Raw genomic sequence first — 25051 nt, 5'->3', positions numbered from 1 at the left:
CGGAGCTGATGCCGAGTTCCCGGGCAACGGCGGTGACCGTCTTGCCCGAGGAATCGACGAGCGCGATCGCGTCCCGCTTGAACTCCTCGGTGTACCGCTTCGTGTACTTGCTTCCCACCTGGTGCTACTTCCTCTGGAACCTCAAGATCCCAGTCTCCAGGTGTCCAAGATCAAGGGGAAGCTTCAGTTCTCTCTTTGCCTTCAGCCGGGTCAGCGGCTGCCAGGGCATCAGCCATCATCCGGCGGATGAGCGCCATTTGCGTGTACCTCAGCCGGTCAGGCACTCCCCGATGATGCTCGCGTAGCGAGGCGTTTGCGGCGATGAGCAGGACGAAGGTGTCCGGGTCCGGCAGCGACAGGTTCAGCTTCGACGTAAAGGCGTTGAGTTGAGGCCTCCCTGCCTTCGGCAAGCGAGTGTCGATGATCTTGAACTGTTCAACGACGCCTGCGACGTGTGAACGAACGTCCTCCGTCATATCTCGCAGTGCCACTTCGACCGGCGTGGCTTCTTCGACGGGCTTGCCCTCGATCAGGGGAGCGAAGACGAAGGTGGAGTCCTCATCGTCCAGGTCGATGGACAGTCGCGCTTCCAGCGCCTTGGCCAGGCGTCGCAGAAGAGGGAGCGTGGGCTCGGCGCCCGCCTGCTCGATGTTGGAGATCTGCGGCTGCGTCATGCCTGCCCGGTCAGCAACCTCTTTTTGCGACAGGCCCAGTTCCTTGCGGCGGTCGTAGACGGCCTGCCCCAGCGCCATGGCATCGCCGGCGCTGGTGTATGCCTCGGAGGGCTCGACCTTCTCACCGAGGAGCCGGCGGGTGCGGCGGGTCTGCCACTGCGTGTGGTTCATGGCGCCTCCTTCCGGTCGTAGGTGTGCTCGGCAGGGCCATGTCGTGCCTCGCATTCCTTCTGGGCCTGTTGAGCTCGTTCCACCTGTGCGTCCTCACGTTGCCTGCTTTTGCGAAAGACGGTCAGCAAGACGATGCGGCGTTCGGGTGCCAGCCAGTACGTGATCCGCATCTTTGCGTCGTCCAGCATGATCCGCAGTTCGCGGACCTTCCCGCCCAGGTGTTTCGAGAACGGCTCTCCGAGCGTCGTGGGCTCAGCGAGGAGTTTGTCTGCGTGGCGTTCGACCTTGTCGTACTGCGCCTGGGGCAGCGTCTCCAGCCAGTGCAGTACCTCTGGCTCGACTTCGATCACCCACAGTTCGTCCGCCCCGAGGCTCATATAAAAAAGTATATACTCAAGTGGTGAAGGTGCGGCCAGCCCCTCAGCACGCGTTCTGAACGGGGACTTCAGGGGGCCGTGCCTGTTTGAGTCTTCCCGCAGGGAGTGAGCATGGGGTTGCGCCCGACGCACCTCGGCTATGCCTACCAGGACCTGCTCACCGCGCTGCGCCTGGTCGATCTGGCGGTGGGACGCGCGAAATCCGTGCTGGTCGACACAAAGATGTTCACCGGGGATCGATTCGATGACATCACGTGCGAGTGGGGTACCGGCAGCCGCGAACGGCTGCAGATCAAGCACACGGATCACGACCGCGCGTTGTCGCTGGAGAGTTTCACGAAGGACAACCGAAGCCTGCGTCTGGATCTTCTTCTCTCTTCCATGGAGGAGAGCCTTGCCTCGTATCCCGGTGCCGTGCACCGTCTCGTGGTGCGCGACACGGAGCCGGTGGATCCCGAACTGACCCGCGTGCTGCGCCCGGTCCGCACGAGTTCTGATCCCGGGCCTGCACTGCATGGCCTGAGCAGCAAGCGGTTCCGCTTCGATGCTGCTGCGCTACGCGCACACGCTCCCTGGAAGGAGCTGCTCGCCAAGGTCAGCGGCGACCTGCTCGACCGCGCGTGCGCTTGCCTGGTCGTGGAGACGAATCTTCCGGTGTGCTCGCTGAACGTCTTCGAGCCCGGGCCGGCAGAGGCAGCCTTGTTGCACCGCGTCACCGAAGAACTCGGTGCCGGACGGCCGCCGAACCGGCACCGTACGCCCGAACAGGTGGCGCTGGCCCTCATCGAGACGGCCAAGGCGGCGCGCAGCCGGGCGGGAACGGTGACGGTCGAGGATCTGCTTCCCCGTCTGAGTCTGGAGGTCGATTTCGGAGCCGTCCGTGAGGGCCACCCCGTGGACCGCGCCACCGAGGTGAGCCGGCCCACCGTGCTCACGGGCGTGGTGGCGGCGGTGAAGGACGCCGCGCAGCAGGGGGGTGCCGTGGTGGTCACTGGTGCACCCGGCATCGGCAAGTCGTGGCTGTGTGAGCAGCTCGGGGATGCGCTGCGGGAGCCCTGGCTGGCGGTGCGGCATCACTGCTGGCTCGGCGCCGCGGACAGCGACCGGGAACAGCGTGTCCTGACCGAGGTCGTGATCGGCAGCCTGCTGAAACAGCTGGGGACGGCCGTTCCGGAGGCGCTGGCGCAGGTCAGGCCCCGTTACGCGGCCACGCCGCAGACGCTCACGGCTGCGGTCGCTGCCGCGCGGGACCTGGATCCGGACCGGCCGATCGCGCTGATCGTGGACGGTATCGATCATGTCAGCCGGGTTCTTGGAACCACCGCCGGCAGCGCCTTTCGTACCCCGGTGGACCCGGCGGCCCAACTGGTCGCGGACCTCACCTCTCTCGAGCTGCCGCCCGGGGTCGTACTCGTCCTGGCCAGCCAGCCCGGCCCGCATCTGGAGGCCGTCGACGCCGGTGCCCGTCACCTCACCGTTGCTCCGCTCAGCCGCGGCGAGCTGCATGCCCTGGCGGAACGTCTGGGCGTACTGGCGGCCCTGTCCTCCTCACCTGCCGGTGAGGGGCTTGATCCCGCCGCGCGGGCGGAGGCCGCAGTCACCCTGATCGAGGAGCGCTCCCGGGGCAACGCTCTGTACGCCACGTATCTGTGCCGGCAGGCTGTTGGTCCCGCTCCGGGTCTGACGACGGGGCCCGCGCCGGATGGGGCCGAGGATCCTCTGGAGAGACTGCGGGAGGTTCCGTCCTCAGCGCACGACCTCGACGACTACTACGCCTATCTGCTGGACGGCCTGACGCTCGGACAGCGCTCTGCTGTCAGCATGCTCGCAGTCTGCGACTTCGCCGTGAGCGCGCAGGAGCTCAAGGAGATTTTCCCGCTGCCTGGAATGCAGCTCGGTGCCGCTTTGACCAGCGTGGCACCGATCGTCGCGCAACAGCCGGGCATCGGTGGGCTGAAGATCCATCATGAGAGCTTCAGCCGCTTCATCCGACGGATCGACGGGGATGAGGGGTGGGTTGATCAGGTCCGGTCCCAGGCCGCCGACTGGCTGTCCCGCCGCGGCTTCTTCACCGATCCCCGCGCTTTTCGGCATCTGCCCGAACTGCTGGCCGCCCTGGGCCGCGACGAGGAACTCGCCTTGCTGATCGGGCCCGATTTCCTCTCCCGTGCGATTGCCGGGCTGCAGCCGCCGCAGGCCATCGCCCACACCCTGGGCGTGGCTGCACGGCGGGCGGCGGACCGCAGCGACTGGCCCACCCTGGTGCGCTGCGTCGAGCTGAACCGGGCGCGGGCGAATTACGAGGACGAAGGGCTGCCGGGGTCCCTGGTGCCGTACGGGGATGTGCTGGTGGAGTTGGTGGGAGCCGACCGTGTGGCGGCGAGCCTGATGTATGAGGGTGTGCCCACGATGTCAGCTCGGTGGGGCTTGCAATTGTGTGCGGCGGTTGACCGGGCCGGCCATGGCGCCCCGTGGGATGCCTACCTGACGAGCTGGGAGCAGGTACGCGACCACGAGGGGGTTCACTACGGTTCCGAGAACGACGAATCGGTGGCCTTGGCGGAGCTACGTGGACAGATCCGGTTGCCGGCCCGGCCTGCCGACGATGCCGAACCTGAGCAGGTCCCGCGTACGCTCGGTCAGCGGGTGGCCCGGTTCCTCGACCAGGAGGCGCTGACCTCGCCCGAGCGTGCGCTCGAGGTGCTGCTGGACTGTCTTGGTTTCGTGCCGCTGCTGGAAAGCACCGAGTACATCGAGCGGCCCGACCGGCGTGCTGCCCTTCTGCTGCATCTTGCCGATGCCCGCTCCAGTGCCGGCGGCACACTGCCCTCGGCCCGCATGCTGGCCACGGCGGCATGGGCCAGCGGACCGTGCGACCCGCGGCGCCTGCTCCGTCATGGTCTGGCGGTGGCGGACCTGGTCGAGGAGTTCTTCTCCCCGGACATCACCACGGTTCTCACCGAGGCGACTGATGAGGTGCTGGCCGACCGTCCCGGCGCTCTGTCGGGGCCGGTGAGCAGGTGGCTGGCGCTGCTGGCCGTGGCCCACGGGGCCGACCCGCAGGCGCCCGTCCGGCTGTTGCCTCAGCTGGAAGGTGACGGCTTCTACCGTGCCTGGCTGCGCTTCGCCATCGCCACCCTCGGCCTGCGCCAGGACGTCGAGGCGGCCAAGCTTGCGGCCGCGGCCGCTTCTGCCACCGCCCGCGTGGCGCTCGAGCACCTGGCCCAGCACACGGCTCCCTTCACCGGCAGTCCCCGCGCCAGTGACCTGGTCGACATTCACGGTCTCGTGCGTCAGGTCCTGCACGATGCCGTCGCGCTGCTGCGCGGCGACGATGTCGCGCTGGGCATTGCGGCCCTGCGGGCCGTCAGCGAGGGCACCACCACCTCGCTGATGGGCATGGCGGGAACCGGCCCTTTGATCACCACGGAGCTGCTGTCCTTGCTCGCTGCAAGCGTCGGCCAGGCCGGGGTTGGCGTGGTGCACGACCTGATGCGCGCCCTGCGCGCGGCGCAGGCCGAGCGCCGTGTGCTGTATACGGAGAGCGCCGACTTCGAACTTGAGATGGCCCGCGTGAGTCTAACCTGCGGCGATCTGCAGGAAGCCCAGCAGTGCTGGGCCCGTGCCGCCCGCTATATGGGCGCTTACGGTAGCCACAAGGACGTCACCATCGAGGAACTGCTGGAACCGCTGCCTCAGCTCGTGCAGGCCGATGCCGTGCAGGCGCGGGTGCGGCTGGCCCGTGCGCAGCCGCTGGTGTATCTCGTCGCGTACGGCACCGACGGGCGGGGCACTGGAGGATTTCCCAGGAACTGGTGGCAGTTGCTGGCGGATCTGGACCCGCGGGCTGCCGCACAGCTGGGTGCGCAGGTGCTGCTGACGGAGCCCGGGCTGCCCGACGACCGGGTGACGGCCGTCCACCGGCGGCTGCTGGCCACCCAGGCGGATACGGCAGACCCCGTCGTCCTGGCGGCGCTCCGCATCGCGGCAGGACCTTCGGGCCACAACGTTGGCAGGGACGCCGCCCTGCTCGGCAGGCTCGCAGGCCTTCCGGCCGACGACGCAGCCCGCTCGGTGCGCCTGCTTCCGGTGCTGGCCAATGCCATCACCTCCACCTACGACGACCAGGCGCTGACCACCGCGTCCCGCGGTACGAGGGACCCGTCCATCGCCGTCCTGGACGCGGCGGCGCACCGCTGCGGCGGTGAGGGCGGCCCGCACTTCGAACCCGAGCCCGCGCCGGTCAGGACCTCCCGCGACTGGTCGAGCCGCAGGCACCCCACCACGCAGGCCTATCTGCACGCCCAGCAGCGCCCCACGCTGCCTGGGGGCGCTGTCGGCGTGCTGGCCGCGGTCCGCGACCGCAGCAGCAAGGCATACGACGCCCCGCAGGGCCCCCGGTGGTCAAGAGATGCCCTGGCCAATGCGGTCGGATGGCGGCTGCTGGAGATCCTGCACGACCAGGGAGCCGACGCCGTCGTCCAGTTGCTGCACCGGATCCCCGATGAGATGAACCTCTCCAACCCCCTGGAGCTCCTCGCCGACATCGCCGCCGGTCTTCGCCTGCGCCAGGACACCGATCCCGACGTCTTCGGCCCGCTCGCCGCAACCGCCGGCATGCTCGCCTACACCAAGACACGAGGCGGCGGCGGATGGCGTGCCTTCGCCGGCAGCGACCGGCTGGATCTGTGGCAGCAGGCCCACGCAGTCGATGCCACCACCGCAGCCCGCGTTCTGGCAGACCAGGTGGCCCAGGCCGTCGCCAACCCGGCCTACAGCCGAGCCACCGGCGTCAGCCAGGCCCTGGTCTCGGCCTTTGCGATCCAGCCCCCCAATCCCTCCCAGCCCTCCTCCCCCGCCAGCGCGCTGGCCTGCTGGGACGCCGCGTACGACGTCATCGCGCACCGGCTGCCCGGCGACGCTGGCCTCGGCCACCACGCTTATCAGCCGCAGCCGGAGCCTGCCGCGCAAGGCGACATCGACACAGCGCTGTGCCGACTCGTCCTGGCCACCGTCGCCCTGCCTGAACGCGGCGACAAGCGCCGCGCATTGATCGCCGCGACGGCTCTCCTGGCCAGCCGCCCCGAACCGGCCCAGGCCGCGTTCGCCCACGTCCTCTCCTTCGACCTGGGCGCCGGCCCGCTGACCTGGCTTCTGACCGTCCTGCACAGCCACCTGCCCCAGGGCCCCCTGAACGCGTCCCTCCGCGCACAGCTCGAGACCCTGTGCGCCAGCGGCATGCTGTCCGTGCGCGCCGAAGCCGCCGCGGTCCTCACCCGCGCCGGACACCAGCCGCCCGCCCCGCCGGCCACCGCAGCCCATCCGACACTGGCCCGCGCCCTATCTGTTGCCATGGCCGACAGCGAGGACAGCGTATGAACAACCCTGAGGAGTTCGCAGCTGACCTAGTCGACCACTATCTGGGCGCCCGCCTGGATGCCGCCGACGCTCCGGCAGGGCTTCGTGAGGCTGTCGTCGACTTCGTCACCGACGCCCTGCCCGGACACGTCGAGCCCCTGATGGGTGCCCAGTTGGACGCGCTGACCCACCCCGGCCGTACGCAGTACCCCGACGCCTACCTTGCCGCCGAGGCGGCCGCCGAAGACGCCCTGCAACAGGCCGCCGCGGGCCTGCGGGCCGCGTTCGCCCAAGCCGGGCTCGTCGGCCCCGCCCGCTCCTTCGAACGCGGTGCGGCCGCACGACTGCGCGACGACCCCCGCGCAGCGCTGCGTGCCGAACTCGCCCGCATTCCGCGCCCTCTCACCCGCCCCGATGCGCTGGCATGGTCACTCGACCCCGCACCCTGGTTCAGTGACAGCCGCCTGGAGCAACTGCCCTGGCCGCCTTCCGGGTTGGCGTCGGTCGCAGACATGCGGGCGCTGCCCGCAGGCGCCGCTGCCCTGGCCCACGTCGTAGACGGGCCGCACGCGGGCTGGGTACAGATCGGCCTGGTCGAGCAGCACCACACCCCCGCACGCCGCTACCCGGACCAGCCCGCCCGCCACGTACGCATCACCCTCGGGCTGGAAGCCGCCGACGACGATCCGCGCCCCGGCCCGCTTCCCCTCGGGAAGGCTCCCTGGCAGCTGTGGACCCGCCCGCTCCGGCAGCTGGTGCCCGCACTCACCCAGCCAGACACCGCCGCCGAGCACCTTCGCATCACGGACCAGCCCCTGGTAGCACTCACCGACGCCGGCACCACCATGGTCGATGCTGGCCGCAACAGCGGTCTCGGCCTACCCCTGTACGTACTGGCGCCCGCCGCCAGCGTCGTCGCGGCACTCGAACTCGAACCCACCGACGGCATCGGTGGGTTCAGCCTCAGCGACACGACAGGAGAAGCACTGATCTGCCGCCAGTGGCACGGCCACCTCATCCACGACGGAAACTATGCACCCCTGCTGCCCGCAGTTGCAGGAGCAGACCTCCTCATCCGCCCAGATCTGTTCACACAGCTGCGCGACACGATCGGCGCCTCCCGTTGCCGAGCCGGGATCAGCGTCCGCCACGGGTCCGTAGCCCAGGACGGCAACCTCCCCGAACCGGGCTGAAAACACCTCACGGAGAAGCTCAAGATCAATCCGGCTGCAGCCCCCATCAAGGTCCGTGGAGGGCGGGTCAAGGGCTGCCGTCGGTGAGCCAGTACGGGTCCCAACAGCGCTGGGGAGGACGGGTGACGTCGTGCGTGCGCAGTCCGCGAAGGCCGAAGAACCCGCGGGCAGGTAGGGGCACGAACGGCTGATCGGATGATGGGCCATCTTGTTAGCCGCTGTCAGCCACTGCTTGACCCCGGCGCCGCCCGCACACAGCAAGGGGTCGAACCGCAAAGCGGTCCCATGCCACCCTGCAGGCGTCCTGCCGCCCTCGCCCCCCTCTCGGGACACCTGTACGTCTCGGTTGGCGTCCGATCCCGTCAGGAAGCGGAAGAAGAATCAGCGATCTACCCTGTAACTATGGGTCGATATGCCCAAGATTCTTGGGCTCCCCCCGGAGGCTACGGGAGGCACGATGCCCATCGTCTTCGTCCACGGAGTCAACAACCGTAAGGGCCCTGGCTATGACCAGGCAGTAGGTACTCGTGACGCCCTCTTCCGAGACGTCTTCCTGCCCGCAGCAGGCCTGCCGGACACCGTTGTGGTCAACCCGTACTGGGGAGACGTCGGAGTTCGTTTCGCCTTCAATCTCGACTCTGTCCCCACTGGCAGGGAACACTGCGTGACCCTTGGCTCCGCAGGGCAGGAGGGCTCCTTCTTCCTGCTGGCAGCTGCGGCCTCCGCAGCAGCTCCGGAGGCGCCGCGTCCGAGTGCTGTACTGATCACCTTGGCACGGCGCGACCTCGATTCCGCCCTCGATCTGGTGTACCTCGCCGCAGTACATGTGGCTGAGGGCGACGAGGCTCAGTCAGTGGCACTGGCTGCCCCGTTGGCCCAGTACGCCCTCGCACATAGAGGGGCTCCGCCGTCTTGGCTTTCTCAGATTGTTGACGACCAGCAGTTCATCCTCCGCCTCCAAGAGGATCTTCAAGCCGCTGAACCTGAGCCAGCAGTACATCCTGTAGTACGGCTCGGCTTCATCGGGGAGGTATGGGAGCGAGTACGGGAGGGCGTCGATCGCCTGCACGACGAGGCGGCCGACTTTGTGGGAAAGGCTGCATGGAGTGCGGTACGCGAGTTGCTGGTGCCCACAGTTCCCCGTTTTCTCGGTGATGTGTTCGTGTATCTCGAGGGGCGCGGAAGCGCCTCCGATCCCGGGCCGATACCGGACCGGATGACGGAAGCCCTACAGGAGGGCATGAGGGGACGGGCCGCAGATGACCCTCTGATCGTCGTTGGTCACAGCCTGGGTGGAGCGATCGCTTACGACATGCTGTCGGAATTCTGTACAGACGTCACCGCAGACGTTCTCTGCACAGTTGGCTCGCAGGTAGGACTGCTGGAAGAAATGAAGGTGCTCGCAGTAAGTGACGATGATGCGACAGGGCGCAAAGCGGCCAAGCCGCCTAATGTCGAACGCTGGATCAACGTCTTCGACTACAACGACGTGCTGTCGTACAAGCTAGAGCCGATCTTCGACGACGTGATCGACTACAGCTATCCAAGCCGTGACCTGCTCAGAGCTCATGGCGCCTACTTCGGGCAACCTTCATTCTTCCAGCGCTTGGGCACCCGTGTCCAGGAGGTAAGGGAACGATGACCACGGTCCTCGATAGGCAGACGACGGACCCAGCCCTGCACGCCTTCGTGATAGGTGTCGGCGCCTACAGACACCTGCCTGGTGGCTCGGGACCGTTGATGGCGGACACGCTGGGACTTGAGCAGATAGAAGAGCCCTCGTTGTCAGCGATCGCTTTCCTTGATTGGCTCACCACCGACTACCTTCATCCTTCCGGCGTGCCGCTGGGCAGCATCGAGCTGTTGATGTCGACAAGCGCCGGCTCTTATAGATACGCCGGTCAGGACGTAGCCCCGGCAGACCTGCCCAGCGCCCAACTCGCGGCTAGCAGTTGGATGGAACGCTGTGACGCAAACCGGGCCAACGTCGCCCTGTTCTACTTCTGCGGTCACGGCTTTGCTCGGGATCACCAGTATCTCCTCTTGGAGGACTTCGGGCAGGCGCCGCTAAGTCCGATGTCGACAAGCATCGACCTCAACCGCATGCGGTACGGCATGGCCCGATGCCAAGCTGATACTCAGATTTTCATCGCTGATGCATGCCGCCAGGTGAAATGGGACTTGAAAAAGGTCATTGACACTCTAGGAGACCCGCTCATACCGCCCATCCTGGGCGGAAACGTCGACAGAAACACGCCGGTCCTACTTGCCACCCGCAAGGGCGGTACTGCCCTGGGAGCGCCTGGGCAGGTCACCTACTTCACACAAGCGCTCCTGGCTGCGCTCCGCGGCGCAGGGGGTGAGGACCCCCAGAACACCGATACGTGGGTAGTCCGGTATCACAAGCTCGCAGACGCCGTTCAGGAACTCATGACTTACGGCCCCTTCGGTCCGGCCACAGGGGAGCGCCAATGCTGCCGCGTAGACGGGGAGTCGGAGAATGTGGTTCTGGCCCACCTTCCTGGACCGCCGTTGGTATCCCTCCAAATCGACTACATCCCTCCCGAGAGTGCCAAGGCCGCAACCCTCACCCTTGCCTCACCTCACCGAGACTTCCATCGCACCAGGACTCAGCTAGCCGGTCCATGGCAACTGGAGGCTCCGGCTTGTTTCTGGTACCAGCTTGAAGCCTCCTACCTCGATGGAACTACTTGGTCACGGCCCGTAGCAGTGCTGCCGCCGTTGCCTCGCCTGGACGCGAAGGTCACGCCATGAGCGCCCTCACCGTCTTCCTGGATGCACCTCACGCCCTCAAGGGGTCGGTAGTGCCCCTCGAGGTTCTGGACCTGCAGTCGGGGCACACGTTCCACACGCTGGCACACTGCGGAATGGTTACGACAGTGGACGTGAAAGAGGACCCCCTGTACGTTCGGGCGAAACTCGTCGACGGTCAGGTCCTCACAGCGTTCGCCGATGTTCATGACAACGCTCACGTGATCCTGAAGCCGCACAGCACTGCATTTGAGGATGAGCAGCAGTCCATGGACAACGCAGCAACCAATAGCAGCGCATGCCCTGCCCTGGAGGATGAAGTGGCAGCGCTGTACGGAGGCAGCTGGGCTCGCCTGTGGCGGCTGTCAGCGAACCAGAGGTCCTGGACATCGGTGCCATTCGAACCGATCGCTCTCGAATTGCGAGCTGGCGCGCTGCAGTGGGGTGTAGCAGAGGCCGGCGGATGTGCGCTGCAAGTTGGCGGGGACCGCATCGCGCACCGCTGCATCCTTCTTCCCCCTACCGACCAGGTCACGATCACGCTGACGTACACCGGTGAAGATGAGCTCGGCTTCAACGCCGGCTACGTCTTGCAGGCTCACAGCGGCGACGAACGAGCTGAGGCGCTGTTGGCCTACAACGCGGCTGGTCAACTTACAGCCGCCCAGATCATCGCGGACCACTACGATGCGCTCGCCGAAAGCATGCTCCACGACAAGGTGTCCAGCCAGATAGGAGCGATTGTCGGCGGATACCACCTGCTGCGATCCCGTGCACTCGGGCAGACGTACGAGTGGCCCAAAAATCTTGCTGATTGGTTCCCTCAACTGCCCGACGCCGCTGTCGTCCGGATTGGCCAACTGCTGCAAGCGTCAGAACCTGATCAAGAAGAAGTGCGTGTCCGAATCTGCCAGGCCCTAGCCGTCGGCTTGCCTTCTTACTCCGACGGCCTGCGGTGGTTGTACCGCGCCACCGAACTGCTACTGGCAGTTAATCCCGGAAGCAAAGATGTTGCGGCCGCCTATAAATATCTACGCCCATACGTAAACGCAGCCGATTGGGACGCGGTGCTCACTACCTTCCGCGGCGAACCGAATGGACCAACGGTCGAACAGCAGACCGGTCCTCCTGGTGTAATTGAGGGTACGCAGGAAGCGGCACCGTTTGTTCTGTTGAACGGTCCGTGATAATTGCCGAGCCCCGGCCTCTCCAGAACCCAAAAGCCGCCTCCACTCGCGCAGTCACCCCGGCGAGAATGCGAGGTGGTGCTGGCGGGCGGTACCCAGGGAGCGCCATCGGGCTCGGACGGTGAGTTCATCGTCGAGCCACTGAGGTCTTTCAGCGCTGCCGCTCCAGAGTGAGGACGGCCGCGGAGATTGACGTCATTCGATTCGGGCTGCACTGGGATCGGCGGAAGATGCGCCAGGACTTCAAGCGGGCAACGCCGCGCTCGACTGGTGCGCGTGCCGCCGACAGCGCGCGGTTGACGGCTTGCTGGGTCGGCGTGAGGTCACGACCCGGCGGGCGTCTGAGGGGTGTCGTCACCCATGGGCTACCTCCCATATAGGCGCGGTCGGCGAGGATGGGAACGCCTTGGTGCTCGCAGATCCGGATGATCCGGTGGGCGCGGGCCGCAGTCAGATCGTGGGCGCGGCAGGGCAGAGCAGGCGAGATCCATAGCAGCTGCCCGACCGGGTCGGTCACCACCTGCACGTTCACCCCGCGCCGGCGGTGCTTGTTGGAGTAGTCGGTCCGGCTGTCGCCAACCCGGTCGCACTCCGCCAGGGTGCCGTCGAGCAGGACGTAGTCCGGTTCCGCCTCGCGCAGGGCGCGCAGTAGGCCGGGTGCGCGGTCGGCGAGCAGGTCGACAACGGCCGTGGTGTATGCGTGGGCGGTGCCGACGGAAATGCCGAAGCCGGCAGCAAGCTGGGCGAGGGTGTCGTGCCGCAGGTACACCAGGCCGACCAGGGCACGCTGGTGCGGTGGGAGCTTGCAGCGGCAGTCACCCTCGCGGGTGACGATGAGCATGGTTACCCACTCGACCAGGCCGTGAGGCAGGTCAAGTGCGGCAGAATACGGAACCAACGCGGCTCCTGCGCCTGTGGGTTGAGACTTCGAACACCTCCCCCAACGGCACGGGAGCCTCGTGCGTTGCGGGCATCGACACCGTCACCCGTTCAGTGGCCACGCTGAAAAACCTCACTGTATAGACGACCCGAGGCCTGATCCGGGCCGCGGCCGACTCCACGACTTCCTCGGCCGGGCACTCCTGCAGGATGTGTACCTCACCGTTGCCGAGGGCCGTCACCACGTACGGCATGCCGGACAGAGCAACCATGGCGTCCCCGTCCGCCGCCAGCGAGTGCGCGTCCACCCTGCGGGCGCGCACCACGAACGCCTCGAGCCTGCTGCGGTGCAGCACCGCTGGATGCGCCCCCGCTTGGCCGTTGGCCCGCATCGGTTCCCTCCAGGAGTAGGTGAACCGCCTCGTCCAGAGCCACACGGTTGCATCAGGCATGACGCTGCCGCAGCACCAACTGCATACCGATTCAGGGCAGTCGTCCCCAGACCCGGTCCTCGGGCAGCGGATCCGTTAGGGCGGCGGGGATGTCAGTCCCCAATGCGATGATGCGGGTGTGACGAGATGGGTGAGGGCTGGGGTGTGGCTGCTGGCGGTGCTGTGCGGCCTGGCGGCGGTGGTACTGGGTGTCGTCGCGGTTATTGCTGATCTCGATACGGCCGGTCAGGTGGCAAGCGTGGCTGGTTCGGTCGCCAGCCTGGTCGGGGTGGTGTTGAGTTGCTACGCACTTGTGCGTGCGTCTGCAGTCGACGGCAGCAGGATGTCTGCGACCGCAGCGGGAGCGCGATCCGTCGCAGCCGGCGGCAGCATCGCACGAGCGGCTACCGGTGATCGCGTCACTCTCACCACGCCTCCTGCGGCACCTCCGACAGCAGGGGCGTCCGGTTCGGCACAGGCGACGGGCGAGCGAGGCGTCGCAGCGGGCGGTCAGGTGGGCGAGGCGTTCACCGGAGACGACACACGCGCATGAATCCGTGGCAGAGGAAGCCCCAACACGCTCCCACATCGCAGAACTCGCCTGCCGACCGGCAGTCCTTGAGGCCTGAAGCTCACGTGGCGGCGTCCGGTCTGCGCTCTGTTGCGGCCGGCGGAAGCATCGGTGCAGTCACCACGGGCGACGACAGCCCTCTGACGGTCAATGTGTACCCTCCTGCGCCGGCGCCGACCGCGCTGGCCTCCCTTCCCGCTGCACCCTCACAGCTCAGCGGCCGCGAGACCGAGGTGGAGCAGGTGCTGTCGGCCCTGCAGCCGCACACTGGGGCACCGCGGCAGGCCGTGGACCGGCCCGAGGCCGGAACGATCGCCTCGGCTGCCGATGATGTCGTGCCGCCCGTGCTGGTGACCTCAGTCGCCGGGCTCGCCGGGGTGGGCAAGACGGCGCTCGCCCTTACCTGCGGGCATGCTGCCGCCGAGGCCGGCTGGTTCACTGGCAGCCTCTTCATCGACCTGCATGGATACGACGAGAGCCCGGTACAGCCAGGACAGGCTCTGGAGGCGTTCCTGCGAGCCCTCGGCGTCAACCCGACTGATATGCCGGCAGCTGTTGAGGAACGGGCAGCGTTGTACCGGTCCGTGCTGGAAGATTTGGCCGACCAAGGACAACGTCTGCTCATCGTGGTCGACAATGCTGCCAGCGCCGACCAGGTTCGTCTCCTGCTCCCCGGCAGCCGCCGACACCAGGTCCTGATCACTTCCCGGCACACCCTGCCGACACTCAACGCGCGGCTCGTAGATCTCGCCGTGCTCAGCCCCGCGGCAGCAGCGGCACTGCTGCGGCACGCACTGCACAGAGCCAACCCCGCCGACCGGCGTGTCCTCGATGCCGCAGACGGCGTCGAGGAACTGGCAGGCCTGTGCGGGTACCTGCCGCTGGCTCTGCACATCAGTGCCGCCCTGCTGATCCTGGAGCCCGACCAGACCGTCGCCGAGCTCGCGGCTGAACTAGCTACGGCCCGGTCGCGACTGAGCCTTCTGGACGATGGAGAGCGGGCAGTGCGTGCCTCCTTCGATCTCTCCTACCGTCGGCTTCCTGCAAATCATGCCGAGCTCTTTCGTCTCCTGGCCCTCAACCCGGGTCCCGACATCGGCCTTGAAGCAGTGGCGGTCCTGGCCGCCCGCCCGCTGCCAGCCGTCCGCACCATGCTCCGCGCTCTCGTCCAAGCGCACCTGCTTGAGTGCGTGAACAGGCGCTGGTCGATGCACGACCTCGTCCGCGGCTACGCCACCGAACTCGCGCACCACACCCAGCAGACCACAGCCAACGGCGCCGGAGAACAAGACGCACCGGGTGCGGCAGGATCCGACATCCAGGCATGCAGCAGACTACTCGAGCACTACACCACAACCGCTCGCGCAGCGAGCGCACACCTCACCATGAGGGCACATTCAGCTGCGGCAGACGCATTCGCTGCTCAAGACCAGGCGCTGGCCTGGCTGGACAACGAGCGCGTCAACCTCACCGCGTCCGTGGCCGTCGCAGCTGCCATCCGACACCACGACACCGCCGTCCAACTCCCGGTGATCCTCTACGACTACCTCATGTGGCGCGGATACTTCGACGACTTGATCGCCGTGACGACGATCGCACGCGACACCGCCCATCAGACAGGAGATCTCGCTGCTGAGGCAGGAGCATGGAACAACCTGGGCATCGCCCTGACTGAAGCCTCACGCTACGAGGAGGCTGTCCTTGCTCACAGACAGGCTGCCGATCTCTTCGCCTCCGTCGACAACCACAATGAACGCGGCAAGGCGCTCAACGGGCTCGGCTCAGCCCTGCGCTATTCAGGGAACCCCGCCGGTGCACTACCGATCTACCAGGAAGCTCTGGCGATCCAAAAGGCTTGTGGAGACCTGCAGGAACAGGCAGCGGTACTGAACAACCTGTCCCTGAACCATCAGGAGCTGGAGAACGTCGAAGCAGCATGTGCCGCAGCAGAAGAGGCCGCCTCACTGTTCCGGCAACTCGGCGACACCACAAACGAGTCGAAAGCCCTGTGCACGTCAGCATTCGCACTCCAGGAATCGGGACAGAGCAACGAGGCACAGGCGGTCTGCGAGCGGGCCATCGAGGCCGCCAGCCGCGCCGGGGGCAATCCACGCGACGAAGCAGCAGTCCTGATGACCTGTACCGAGCTCCTGACCGACCTCACGCCACAGCAGAAGATCACCTACCTACTGCAAGCACAAAGAGCGTGCGCACGCGCCAACGCCCACGATCTCTACGCGCACACGTTGGCTGCCTTGGGCCGGGCATGGATCAACGCAGGCGATTGGGACCAGGCCACCGCTCATCTCACGCGCGCAGCAAGCATGTTTGACGACCTTGATCTTGCCAGCGAAGCGGCTGACGTTCGGGACCTGCTCGCGTTGCTCCAGGCCTGACCTGGCCGCACATCAAACCGTTAAGGGCTCCCAGCCGCCTCAAATGGCCGACAGACCCTACCGACGCGAGCACCCCTCAAACTCGCTCAGACCAACCTCGACTCCCACCCGGCAGGCGAAGAACGTGCCCCGCCGAACTCCTAAAGATCAACTACGGCATGAACGCGCTTGGCCTCCAGCCAAGAAACTATCTCTCTAGTTACGACATCCTCTGCGTAGTCACAGCACTGCAGGTGAAGCCTCCGCATAGCCACTACGCCGCAGCGCCTCATACACACCACAGCAGATCAGATGCCATACCAGTCAAGATCACGACATCATCTTCGAACTCTAAGCACAGCAGGTCAACGGTGTTCTTCTGTTGTGACTACGCGACAGATCGACACCCGCATGCACCGGCAGGCCGGAGGTTCACTGCCGGAGCGGGAGGGTGTGCTGTTGGTGCAGGGCGAGGACATCGGGCGCTGGGTGCAGGTGCAGCGGCAGGAGTGGGCTGCGTTGAGTGGCGTGCAGCAGTGGCTGCTCGGCGAGGTGCTGGGCATCGAACCTCGCGTGGAAGATCTAGCTCCGCCGAAAGTGGTTCCTCGGCGGAGCCGGGCGCAGAAGTGGGAGGCGAACTTGGCGGCGGCTCGCCAGTACCGCACACGGGAGGGGCACATGAACGTACCCCGATCGCACATCGAAAGCGTGGAAGGAACCGAGCTGGCGCTGGGTGTGTTCATCGCCAACTCCCGTGCGCGTAAGGACAAGCTCGCGGTGGAGCGGGTCGAGGAACTGTCGGCTCTCGGCATGCGGTGGGAATGAGCTCGGCATGGTGGTGCTCGCAGGAGACGGCCTCGGCGTCCGTTTCCCCCATCGCCGACTATAAGAAGGACTGGACGTGTGAAGCGGGCCCGGCGGCGGCATCCGCCGGGCCCGCATGTTTTGTGGACTACTTCTTACGAGACCCTGGGTGCGGAGTCCTGATGGAGGCCCATGCCCCCTTCACAGCACTCGCCGCTTTCTCTACTCGGGATGCCGCCCGAGGGATCGCTTCGAGGGTGCGATTGAGCACGTAGAACGCGCCTCCCACAACTCCAACCGTGGTCCAAACCCAACCACCGTCCACCGTGCTGGCCCTCCACTCACGCAGATACCTCTTTCCAGCAACCCCGTCCGCGTGGAGCGGGGCAATCGTGAGCGTGGAGTGGAGGGCCAGCGAAGTGACTGGGTCCACAAACACGGTACCAACGCACCTACTTGATCGTCGTGGGTGAGAAGCCGTATCTCAATCGATCTTGGAACGTGTAGATCGAACAGGCGTCCCGGCCGGGTGATCTCCGGCTGTGCGCGTATGAAGGCAGGGCCTCTTGGTAGCTCGGGGGTGCGTCCTCATCCGAGCGGTTCCAGGAGGCCCTGTTGTCGTTGTTGTGCGCGCCCGGCCCACTGAGTTCAACTCGCCCGCCGTGTCGTGCGATTGCGCGCGCATGTGTACGGCAACGCGGTCGATCATCCGGACCGGGTGCGCCGGTATCCGTCGGATATGACGGACGCGGCGTGGGCGGCCGTGCGGCCGTTGCTGCCGGTGCCGGCCTGGCTTGAGGGGCGGGGCGGGCAGTCCGAGGGCTACTGTCACCGTCAGATGCTGGATGCGATCCGGTATCTGGTCGCGGGCTGGATCTCCTGGCGGGCGATGCCCGCGGACTTCCCCGATTGGGGCCGGGTCTATGCCTTCTTCCGCCGGTGGCGCGAGCACGGGCTGATCGCCGAGTTCCATGACCGGCTACGCGGTCGGGTGCGTGAGCGCGAGGGCCGTGAGGCCGAGCCCACCGCCGGAATCATCGACGCGCAGTCGGTGCCCGAGCGAAACCATGCCTGACCAGCAGAAATCAAGCGATCACGTTCGGTTGAGATACGGCTTCTCATGTCACAGGCTGTCGCCAGGAAATTCTTGGGGTGGAGGCGCCTCAGGAGCTCGGCCGCGCCCTTCCAAGGCTGGGTTCGGGCTGAGTGGGGAGCCGTCGGGGTGGTCATGGATCCAGGACAGGCCACCCAGGTCGAGGCAGTGGCGGGTGCGGGTGACGGCTACGTAGGCCAGGCGGGCTTCGGCGTCGTCGATGGGTTCAGGTGGCGTCGCGGGGTCGGTGTGCTCGTCGGTGGTGTTGTCGGGACGGGCGAAGTCGTCAGCGATGAGGGCGCGTGGCCATTCGCGTCCTTTGGCTCGCGGCCAGCACGGCTCTCGCAGCCAGCGGGCATGATCCGGCGGCGGGTTCACGACCACTACTCAGTAGTCGACAGATGAGGGGTGTCATGGCCGACAGGCATGTCGGTTCTGATCAGGCCTCGACCGCGCAGGTCGTGCCAGAGGTCTTTTGGTACTTGCCGACGGTGGAGCCCGGCGTTCCGCATGACCTGTTCACGGGTTCGCATGCCGAGGGTGACGTTGACGACGCCGGGGTGGGTGAAGGGGAAGGCGATCGCCGCAGCGGGCAGGGTCGTGCCGTGCCGTTCGCAGACCTCCGCGATGGCCCGGGCGCGGGCGACGAGTTCCGGTGGGGCGTCCTGGTAGTCGAACTTCATGGTCTCCGCGGGCCGTTCTTCGGAGAGCAGACCGGAGTTGAACACCCCGGCCGCAACGACGCTCTTGCCCAGTTCCAGTGCCGTGGGGAGGACGTCGTCCAGCGCCGACTGATCCAGCAGGGTGTAGCGTCCGGCCAGCATCACCACGTCGGCGGCGGTCTCCCGGAGGAACCGGGCGAGCATGGCGGACTGGTTCATGCCGGCGCCGATGGCCCCGACGGCTCCCTGGTCGCGGAGTTCCGCGAGGGCGGGCATGGCTTGCTCGACGGCCTGGCGCCAGTGGTCGTCGGGATCGTGGAGGTACACGATGTCCAGGCGGTCCAGTCCCGTGCGCTCCAGTGTGTCCTCGACGGAGCGGAGCACGCCGTCGCGGCTGAAGTCCCATCTTCTTCGCAGGTCGTCGCGTACGACGAAGCCCTCGTCGTCGACTCCGCGCGGCCGTTCGTTGGGGATGAGCAGTCGGCCCACCTTCGAGGAGACGAGGTACGTGTCGCGTGGACGGTCCCTCAGCGCCGCTCCCAGGCGGCGTTCGGACAGCCCGAGGCCGTAGTGCGGTGCGGTGTCGAAGTATCGGATGCCCGCGTCCCAGGCCGCCTCGATCGCCGCCGTCGCTTCGTGGGCGGGTGTGACCTGGTAGAGGTTGCCGATGGCCGAGGCTCCGAAGCCGAGTTCGGTGAGCTCGACCGGGGTGTTCGTGATCTTCCGGCGGCGCAAGATGCCTCCTCGGGGATGTGGCGAGTCCGGGCGGCGCCCGGTCAGCGTCTGACGTGGGCCGAGCCGCCGACCATGAGTGCCTCGACCTCGGGGAGTGAGGCCATGGAGACGTCGCCGGGTGTGGTCATGGTGAGCGCGCCGTGGGCCGTGCCGTAGGCGAGGGCACGTTCCAGGCCGGTGCCGGTCAGCAGGCCGTGGATCAGTCCGGCGGCGAAGGCGTCGCCAGAGCCGATGCGGTCGAGGACGTGCAGACCAGGCATCCGCGGGCCGGTGATAAAGCCGGTCCCGGGCGACCATGCGGCTGAGGACCAGTCGTTCAGCCCGGCCGAGGGTACGGCGCGCACGGTGGTCGCCAGCACGCCGGCCTGCGGCACCCGGCTCGCCACCTGGGTGAGCGCGTCGGGCACCCCATCCGTGTCGATGTGCGCCGTCCCGGGGCGGTCACCGGCCAGGGCCAGGGCGCCCACCACGACGTCGGCATGCCGGGCGAGCCGGAGGTCGACCTCGCGGGCCCGGTCGGCACCGCCCCGGCCGGCCCACAGGCTGGGGCGGTGGTTGGTGTCGTAGGAGACGGTGATGCCGTGCCGACGGGCCGCGGCCATGGCCTCGTCCGCCACGTCCACCGTGGTGTCCGACAGACCGGCGAAGATGCCTCCGGTGTGGAACCAGCGCGGGCCGATGGCGAAGACCGCGTCCCAGTCGACATCTCCCTTCCGCATCTGGGAGACAGCCGTGTTCGCGCGGTCGCTGACGCCGAGCGCACCTCGGACACCGAAGCCGCGCTCGACGAAGTTCAGCCCGTTGCGGGCCGTACGGCCGATGCCGTCGCCGGAAGTCCAGCGGATCAGCGAGGTGTCGACACCGCCCTGCAGGATCAGGTCCTCGGCCAAACGTCCCACCGCGTTGTCGGCGAGGGCTGTGACGATGGCGGTCCGTGCGCCGAAGCAACGGCGCAGGCCGCGTACGACGTTGTACTCGCCGCCGCCTTCCCAGACCTGGAAGGTGCGGGCGGTGCTGATACGACCCTCGCCCGGATCGAAGCGCAGCATTACTTCGCCGAGGGCGATCACTTCGGGTCCGGTCATCGGGTGCTCCTCTCCACGGCCTCGGCGGTCAGCCGCCGGATTTCCCCGTACGCGCGGCGCTCCAGGTGGCTGGTGGTCGCCATCCAGCTGCCGCCCACGGCCAGGACCGCCGGGTGGGACAGGTAGTCGGGCAGGAGGGCGGGGTCGATGCCGCCGGTCGGTACGAATCGGACCTGCGGGAACGGTGCCGCCAGCGCCTTGAGTATCGTGGTACCGCCGAGGGGTGCGGCCGGGAACAGCTTGACCGTGTCGAGGCCAGCCCGCAGCGCCCGCATCAGCTCGGTCGCGGTGGCGACGCCCGGCACGACGGGTACTGCCAGCTCCCGGCACCTCGCGATGACCGCCGCGTCGAATCCGGGAGACACGACGAAGCGGGCCCCTGCCGCCACGGCGCGCTCCGCCTGTTCGGCGGTGAGTACGGTTCCCGCGCCGACGGTCAGTCCGCCGTGCGCCGTCATCGCCTTGAGGGCCCGCTCGGCCTCCGGCGTGCGGAAGGTGACCTCGGCGCATCGCGCACCGCCCGCCGCGAGTGCCTCGGCAAGAGGAGGGGCCGAGGCCGCGGAGGGCACGGTCAGCACGGGCAGGATCCGGGTGCCGTACAGGACGGTGGCGAGGTCGGTGGTCATCTGCCGAGCCATCCGCCGTCGACCGGAAGGATCGTGCCGTGGACGTAGGCGGCGGCGTCCGAGGCCAGGAACACCGTGGCGCCCGCCAAATCGTCGGCGTCGCCCCAGCGACGGGCCGGGATACGGTCCAGGATCGCCTTGCTGCGCACCGAGTCGTCGCGCAGAGCCTGGGTGTTGTCGGTGGCGATGTAGCCCGGGGCGATCGCGTTGACGTTGACGCCGTGCGGGGCCCACTCGTTGGCCAGGGCCTTGGTCAGGCCGGAGATGCCGTGCTTGGCTGCCGTGTAGCCGGGGACGGTGATGCCGCCCTGGAAGCTGAGCAGCGACGCAGTGAAGATGATCTTCCCTTGGCCGCGGGCCACCATCGAGGCCCCCACCGCGCGGGTCAGTGCGAACTGCGCGCTCAGGTTGACCTGGAGCACCAGCTCCCAGTCCGCGTCACTGTGTTCGGCGGCGGGGGCGCGGCGTATGGTGCCCGCGTTGTTGACCAGGATGTCCACCGGCCGATCACGCCCGGCGAGATCGGCGCCGAGGGCCCGTACGGCCTCGGGGGCGGCGAAGTCGGTGCGGATGGCCTCGAAGGTACGGCCCACGGCGACGACGTCCTTCTCCACGGCGCTGCCGGACTCCTCCAGCGAGGCGCTCACCCCGATGACGTCCGCGCCGGCCTCGGCGAGGGCACGCGCCATGGCCCGGCCGATGCCGCGCCGGGCGCCGGTGACGACGGCAAGCTTCCCGGTGAGGTCGAACGAGTTCATACGGCAACTCCCTGAGCGTCGTCGGTGCAGTCCACGAGGATCTTCATCACGTTGCCGCCGGCCTCCAGGGCCTCAAAGGCCGAAGGGGCCTCGGCCAGCGGTACGACCTTGCTGATCAGCCGCTCGGCGGGAATCGTGCCGTCGGCGACCAGGGCGACGGCCTGCTCGAAGTCGGAGCGGTCGTACAACCGGGCCCCTATGAGGGTGAGTTCGCGCCAGAAGAAGCGGTGCAGGTTCACCTCGCGGTACTGGGGATGGATGGCGACCAGGCACAACCGGCCTCGCACACCTAGGACTTCCACCGCGGTGTCCATTCCGGCGGCCGCGCCGGAGACCTCGAAGGCGACGTCCGCGCCCGCGTCGCCGGTCCACTGCCGTACCCGTTCGGCGACGTTCGTCGCGGAGGGGTCCCAGGTGGTCAGCCCCAGCTCCTCTGCTAGCAGCCGCCGGTGGGCGCTCAGCTCCACGACACGGACCTCAGCGCCCGCGGCCCGCGCGACCAGCGCGATCAGGACGCCGACCGGCCCGCCGCCGACCACGACGACCTTCTCGCCGTCACGCACCCCGGCCCGGCCGACATCGTGCACGGCCACCGCTGTGGGCTCGACGAGCGCGGCCCGGTCCAGGGAGAGAGAATCGGGCAGGCGGATGAGGGTGGAGGCGGGGACTGTCCAGCGCTGCTGCATCGCGCCGGGCGAGTCGATGCCGATGAAGTCGAGGCGCTGGCAGACGTGTTGATGGCCGGCTCGGCAGGCTGGGCAGGTGTCGTCCCAGCGCAGCGGCATCACGGTCACCGCGTCTCCGGCCTGCCAGCCCTCGACGTCCGGACCGACGCGGACGATCCGGCCGGACATCTCGTGCCCGATGACGGCGGGCGCGGAAACCCGGGCGTCCATGTCGCCATGGAAGATGTGCAGGTCGGTTCCGCAGATGCCGACGTAGGCCGGGGCCACCTCGACTTCCCCGGGGCCGGGCGGTGAGCTCTCGGCGGACGCCGTGTCCAGGGTGCGAGCAGCGGTGTAGCGGACTGCGAGTGTCGTCATTTTGGTCCCCTTCAGGTCGCGTACGGGGTGGGCTCGAGCCCGTAGAAGGCGGTCGCGGTGTCGGCGAGCACTGCGGCGGTCTCATGCGCGGAGCAGTCGTGCAGGAGGTCCTCGATGGCGGCGGCCCAGCGGTTCCAGCCGCCCGCCAGGACACAGACCGGCCAGTCCGAGCCGAACATCAGGCGGTCGGGGCCGAAGGCCGACAGCAGGACGTCCCATACCGGGCGGATGTCGGCGGTGGTCCATGCCGCGTGGTGGGCCTCTGTGACCAGGCCGGACACCTTGCACGTCACCTGGGGGTGACGGGCCAGCGCCCGCAGCCTCTGTTCCCAGTCCGCCAGATCGCGGGCAGCGACAGGCGGTTTGCCCGCGTGATCCAGCACGAGCGGAAGGTCCGGCAGACGCTCGGCCAGGCGGATGACCTGAGGGAACTGATGCTTTCGGATCAGCACGTCGTAACGGAGGCCGCGAGCGCGCACCGCCCGCAGGCCGCGTTCCACGGCGGGGTGCTGCAGCCATGCCGGGTCCGACTCGCCCTGGACGAGGTGACGCACAGCCCGCAGGAATGCGCCGCCGGGTGCGGCGCGCAGTTCGTCGAGTACGTCACCGATGGCTGAGGAGGTCAGATCCGCCCAGCCGGCGACACCGCCGATCAGCGGGTCGTCGGCAGCGAGGGCGAGCAGCTCGCGCGTCTCGGGGACAGACGGCACGCACTGCACCGCCACCGTGCTGCCCAGCCGTCGCCCGGCAATCGGTCTGGTGGCGCAGGCGCGCAGGTCGTCGGGGCCGAAGGAGCGACGGATGGACTCGTGGCCGGGCTCGTCCAGCCACGGCTGGGGACGCCGCGTCAAGTCCCACACGTGATGGTGGGCGTCCACCAGTCGCGGCACGTCAGACACGGGAGGCCCAGACCGGCCCGTCCGGGTACGTGTACTCCTTGAGGGACTCGGGATGCATCTGCGCGCTCAGCCCCGGCAGCGTCGGCGCCAGGTAGTGGCCGTCAGCGATGCGCACCGGGTCCACGAAGTGCTCGTGCAGATGGTCGACGTACTCGATGACGCGGTCCTCGGTCGTGCCGGAGACGGCGACGTAGTCGAACATCGACAGGTGCTGCACCATCTCGCACAGGCCCACGCCACCCGCGTGCGGGCACACCGGCACGCCGAACTTCGCGGCGAGCAGCAGGATCGCGATGTTCTCGTTGACTCCGCCGACCCGGGCGGAGTCGATCTGCACGATGTCCACCGCGCCGGCCTGCAGGAGCTGCTTGAAGACGACCCGGTTGGCGATGTGCTCCCCGGTGGCGACCTTGATCGGGCTGACGGCCTTGCGGACGGCGGCGTGGCCGAGGATGTCGTCGGGGGAGGTGGGCTCCTCGATCCAGTACGGGTCGTAGGGGGCCAGGGCGCGCATCCAGTCGATGGCGGGCTGGACGTCCCATCTCTGGTTGGCGTCGACGGCGATGCGGATGCCGTCGCCGACAGTTTCGCGGGCTGTGTGCATGCGCCGTACGTCGTCCTTAAGGTCCGCGCCGACCTTCAGCTTGATCTGGGTGAAGCCGTCCGCGACGGCCTCACGGGACAGCCGGGCCAGCTTCTCGTCGGAGTAGCCGAGCCAGCCCGGGGTGGTGGTGTAGGCGGGGTAGCCCTTGTCGAGCAGGTGGGAGCTGCGTTCCTGCCGGCCGGGCTCGGCGCGCTTGAGGATTTCCAGGGCCTCTTCGGGGGTGAGGGCATCGCTGAGCCAGCGGAAGTCGACCTGCGCGACCAGTTCCTCCGGCGACATCTCCCCGAGGAAGCGCCACACAGGTTTGCCCACGCGCTTGGCGGCCAGGTCCCAGGCGGCGTTGACGACGGCACCGGTCGCCATGTGGATGGCACCCTTCTCCGGGCCCAGCCAGCGCAGTTGGGGGTCGTGGACGAGGGAGCGGGAGAACGCTCCGAGGTCACCGCAGACCTCGTCGACGGACAAGCCGATCACGTGGGGGGCGAGGGCCGCGATGGCGGCGGCCTGGACGTCGTTGCCGCGGCCGGTGGTGAAGGCCAGAGCATGGCCGTCCAGGCCGTCACCGGCGTCGGTGCGCAGGACGACGTAGGCCGCCGAGTAGTCCGGCTCGGGGTTCATCGCGTCCGAGCCGTCCAGATGCTCGGACGTCGGGAAGCGCACGTCCAGAACGTCCAGGGCGGTGATGCGGGCGGAAGCGGGCATGACGGGGGGCATGGCGTGACTCCTGGGAGGACGAGGAGGGAGAGACAAGAGG

General features: G+C 67.8%; 19 protein-coding genes and 2 pseudogenes. 8 read left to right on the top strand and 13 right to left on the bottom strand.

Annotated elements, in window-relative coordinates; translation table 11 throughout:
* The 3 genes and pseudogenes from ABZT06_RS40070 to ABZT06_RS40060 all read right to left on the bottom strand — a co-directional run.
* Positions 1–118 (bottom strand): transposase (locus ABZT06_RS40070; RefSeq protein WP_355752575.1); only part of this gene is annotated, 118 nt, incomplete at its 3' end.
* Positions 119–551: 433 nt separating this feature from the next.
* Positions 552–845 (bottom strand): annotated as a pseudogene (locus ABZT06_RS40065) (helix-turn-helix transcriptional regulator); the annotation flags it as partial.
* Positions 842–1222 carry a type II toxin-antitoxin system RelE/ParE family toxin gene (locus ABZT06_RS40060; RefSeq protein WP_355752571.1) on the bottom strand — a complete coding sequence of 127 codons (381 nt, stop codon included), beginning with the start codon at positions 1220–1222 and terminating at the stop codon, positions 842–844. The pseudogene ABZT06_RS40065 and the gene ABZT06_RS40060, both read right to left, overlap by 4 nt.
* Positions 1223–1333: 111 nt before the next feature.
* Between ABZT06_RS40060 and ABZT06_RS40055 the strand changes: the two genes are divergently transcribed.
* From ABZT06_RS40055 to ABZT06_RS40035, 5 genes are all read left to right on the top strand, one after another.
* A complete protein-coding gene (locus ABZT06_RS40055; protein WP_355752569.1) occupies positions 1334–6601 on the top strand; it encodes an ATP-binding protein in 5268 nt (1755 codons plus the stop codon).
* Entirely contained in the window at positions 6598–7773 is a 1176-nt protein-coding gene (locus ABZT06_RS40050; RefSeq protein WP_355752567.1) for a hypothetical protein, read from the top strand. The genes ABZT06_RS40055 and ABZT06_RS40050 overlap by 4 nt, the downstream gene beginning before the upstream one ends.
* 457 nt (positions 7774–8230) lie before the next feature.
* Positions 8231–9415, top strand: a complete 1185-nt coding sequence (locus ABZT06_RS40045) for a hypothetical protein (RefSeq protein WP_355752565.1) — start codon at positions 8231–8233, stop codon at positions 9413–9415.
* Positions 9412–10548, top strand: a complete 1137-nt coding sequence (locus ABZT06_RS40040) for a caspase family protein (protein ID WP_355752563.1) — start codon at positions 9412–9414, stop codon at positions 10546–10548. The genes ABZT06_RS40045 and ABZT06_RS40040 overlap by 4 nt, the downstream gene beginning before the upstream one ends.
* Positions 10545–11732, top strand: a complete 1188-nt coding sequence (locus ABZT06_RS40035) for a hypothetical protein (protein WP_355752561.1) — start codon at positions 10545–10547, stop codon at positions 11730–11732. Before ABZT06_RS40040 ends, ABZT06_RS40035 begins: the two co-directional genes overlap by 4 nt.
* 151 nt (positions 11733–11883) lie before the next feature.
* On the opposite strand, the gene ABZT06_RS40030 is transcribed toward ABZT06_RS40035, so the two are convergent.
* Together ABZT06_RS40030 and ABZT06_RS40025 are read right to left on the bottom strand one after the other, a co-directional pair.
* Positions 11884–12630, bottom strand: a complete 747-nt coding sequence (locus ABZT06_RS40030) for a transposase family protein (protein ID WP_355752559.1) — start codon at positions 12628–12630, stop codon at positions 11884–11886.
* Positions 12605–13063 (bottom strand): hypothetical protein, encoded by a 459-nt coding sequence (locus tag ABZT06_RS40025; RefSeq protein ID WP_355752557.1) that lies wholly within the window; start codon positions 13061–13063, stop codon positions 12605–12607. The genes ABZT06_RS40030 and ABZT06_RS40025 overlap by 26 nt, the downstream gene beginning before the upstream one ends.
* A 615-nt stretch (positions 13064–13678) precedes the next feature.
* Here ABZT06_RS40025 and ABZT06_RS40020 point away from each other — a divergent pair.
* The 3 genes from ABZT06_RS40020 to ABZT06_RS40010 all read left to right on the top strand — a co-directional run bounded on the left by ABZT06_RS40020 (position 13679) and on the right by ABZT06_RS40010 (position 17867).
* Positions 13679–16009, top strand: coding sequence for a tetratricopeptide repeat protein (locus ABZT06_RS40020; RefSeq protein ID WP_355752555.1), 2331 nt, complete (start codon positions 13679–13681; stop codon positions 16007–16009).
* Positions 16010–16399: 390 nt separating this feature from the next.
* Positions 16400–16813 carry a helicase associated domain-containing protein gene (locus tag ABZT06_RS40015; protein ID WP_355752553.1) on the top strand — a complete coding sequence of 138 codons (414 nt, stop codon included), beginning with the start codon at positions 16400–16402 and terminating at the stop codon, positions 16811–16813.
* Between the two features lie 664 nt (positions 16814–17477).
* A complete protein-coding gene (locus ABZT06_RS40010; RefSeq protein ID WP_355752552.1) occupies positions 17478–17867 on the top strand; it encodes a transposase in 390 nt (129 codons plus the stop codon).
* Between the two features lie 48 nt (positions 17868–17915).
* Here ABZT06_RS40010 and ABZT06_RS40005 read toward each other — a convergent pair.
* The 8 genes and pseudogenes from ABZT06_RS40005 to ABZT06_RS39970 form a co-directional block, all read right to left on the bottom strand.
* Positions 17916–18212: pseudogene (locus ABZT06_RS40005) on the bottom strand (DNA helicase); the annotation flags it as partial.
* A gap of 56 nt (positions 18213–18268) precedes the next feature.
* The gene (locus ABZT06_RS40000) at positions 18269–19282 is read right to left on the bottom strand and encodes an aldo/keto reductase (protein WP_355752550.1); all 1014 of its coding nucleotides are present in this window, start codon (positions 19280–19282) and stop codon (positions 18269–18271) included.
* 41 nt (positions 19283–19323) lie between these two features.
* Positions 19324–20367 carry a sugar kinase gene (locus tag ABZT06_RS39995; RefSeq protein ID WP_355752548.1) on the bottom strand — a complete coding sequence of 348 codons (1044 nt, stop codon included), beginning with the start codon at positions 20365–20367 and terminating at the stop codon, positions 19324–19326.
* Positions 20364–20993 carry a bifunctional 4-hydroxy-2-oxoglutarate aldolase/2-dehydro-3-deoxy-phosphogluconate aldolase gene (gene eda / locus ABZT06_RS39990; protein WP_355752546.1) on the bottom strand — a complete coding sequence of 210 codons (630 nt, stop codon included), beginning with the start codon at positions 20991–20993 and terminating at the stop codon, positions 20364–20366. The genes ABZT06_RS39995 and eda overlap by 4 nt, the downstream gene beginning before the upstream one ends.
* Positions 20990–21751 (bottom strand): SDR family oxidoreductase, encoded by a 762-nt coding sequence (locus ABZT06_RS39985; RefSeq protein ID WP_355752544.1) that lies wholly within the window; start codon positions 21749–21751, stop codon positions 20990–20992. The genes eda and ABZT06_RS39985 overlap by 4 nt, the downstream gene beginning before the upstream one ends.
* A complete protein-coding gene (locus ABZT06_RS39980) occupies positions 21748–22794 on the bottom strand; it encodes an alcohol dehydrogenase catalytic domain-containing protein (protein WP_355752542.1) in 1047 nt (348 codons plus the stop codon). The genes ABZT06_RS39985 and ABZT06_RS39980 overlap by 4 nt, the downstream gene beginning before the upstream one ends.
* 11 nt (positions 22795–22805) lie before the next feature.
* Positions 22806–23693 carry an amidohydrolase family protein gene (locus ABZT06_RS39975; RefSeq protein ID WP_355752540.1) on the bottom strand — a complete coding sequence of 296 codons (888 nt, stop codon included), beginning with the start codon at positions 23691–23693 and terminating at the stop codon, positions 22806–22808.
* On the bottom strand, positions 23686–25011 hold the full coding sequence (locus ABZT06_RS39970) for an L-fuconate dehydratase (protein ID WP_355752538.1): 1326 nt from the start codon (positions 25009–25011) through the stop codon (positions 23686–23688). Before ABZT06_RS39970 ends, ABZT06_RS39975 begins: the two co-directional genes overlap by 8 nt.
* Between the last annotated feature and the right edge of the window lie 40 nt (positions 25012–25051).

The organism is Streptomyces sp. NPDC005483, from assembly GCF_040606035.1.
Lineage (GTDB): Bacteria > Actinomycetota > Actinomycetes > Streptomycetales > Streptomycetaceae > Streptomyces.
The sequence above is the reverse complement of the archived record's forward strand: the minus strand, read 5'-3'. Positions and strand labels throughout refer to the sequence as shown.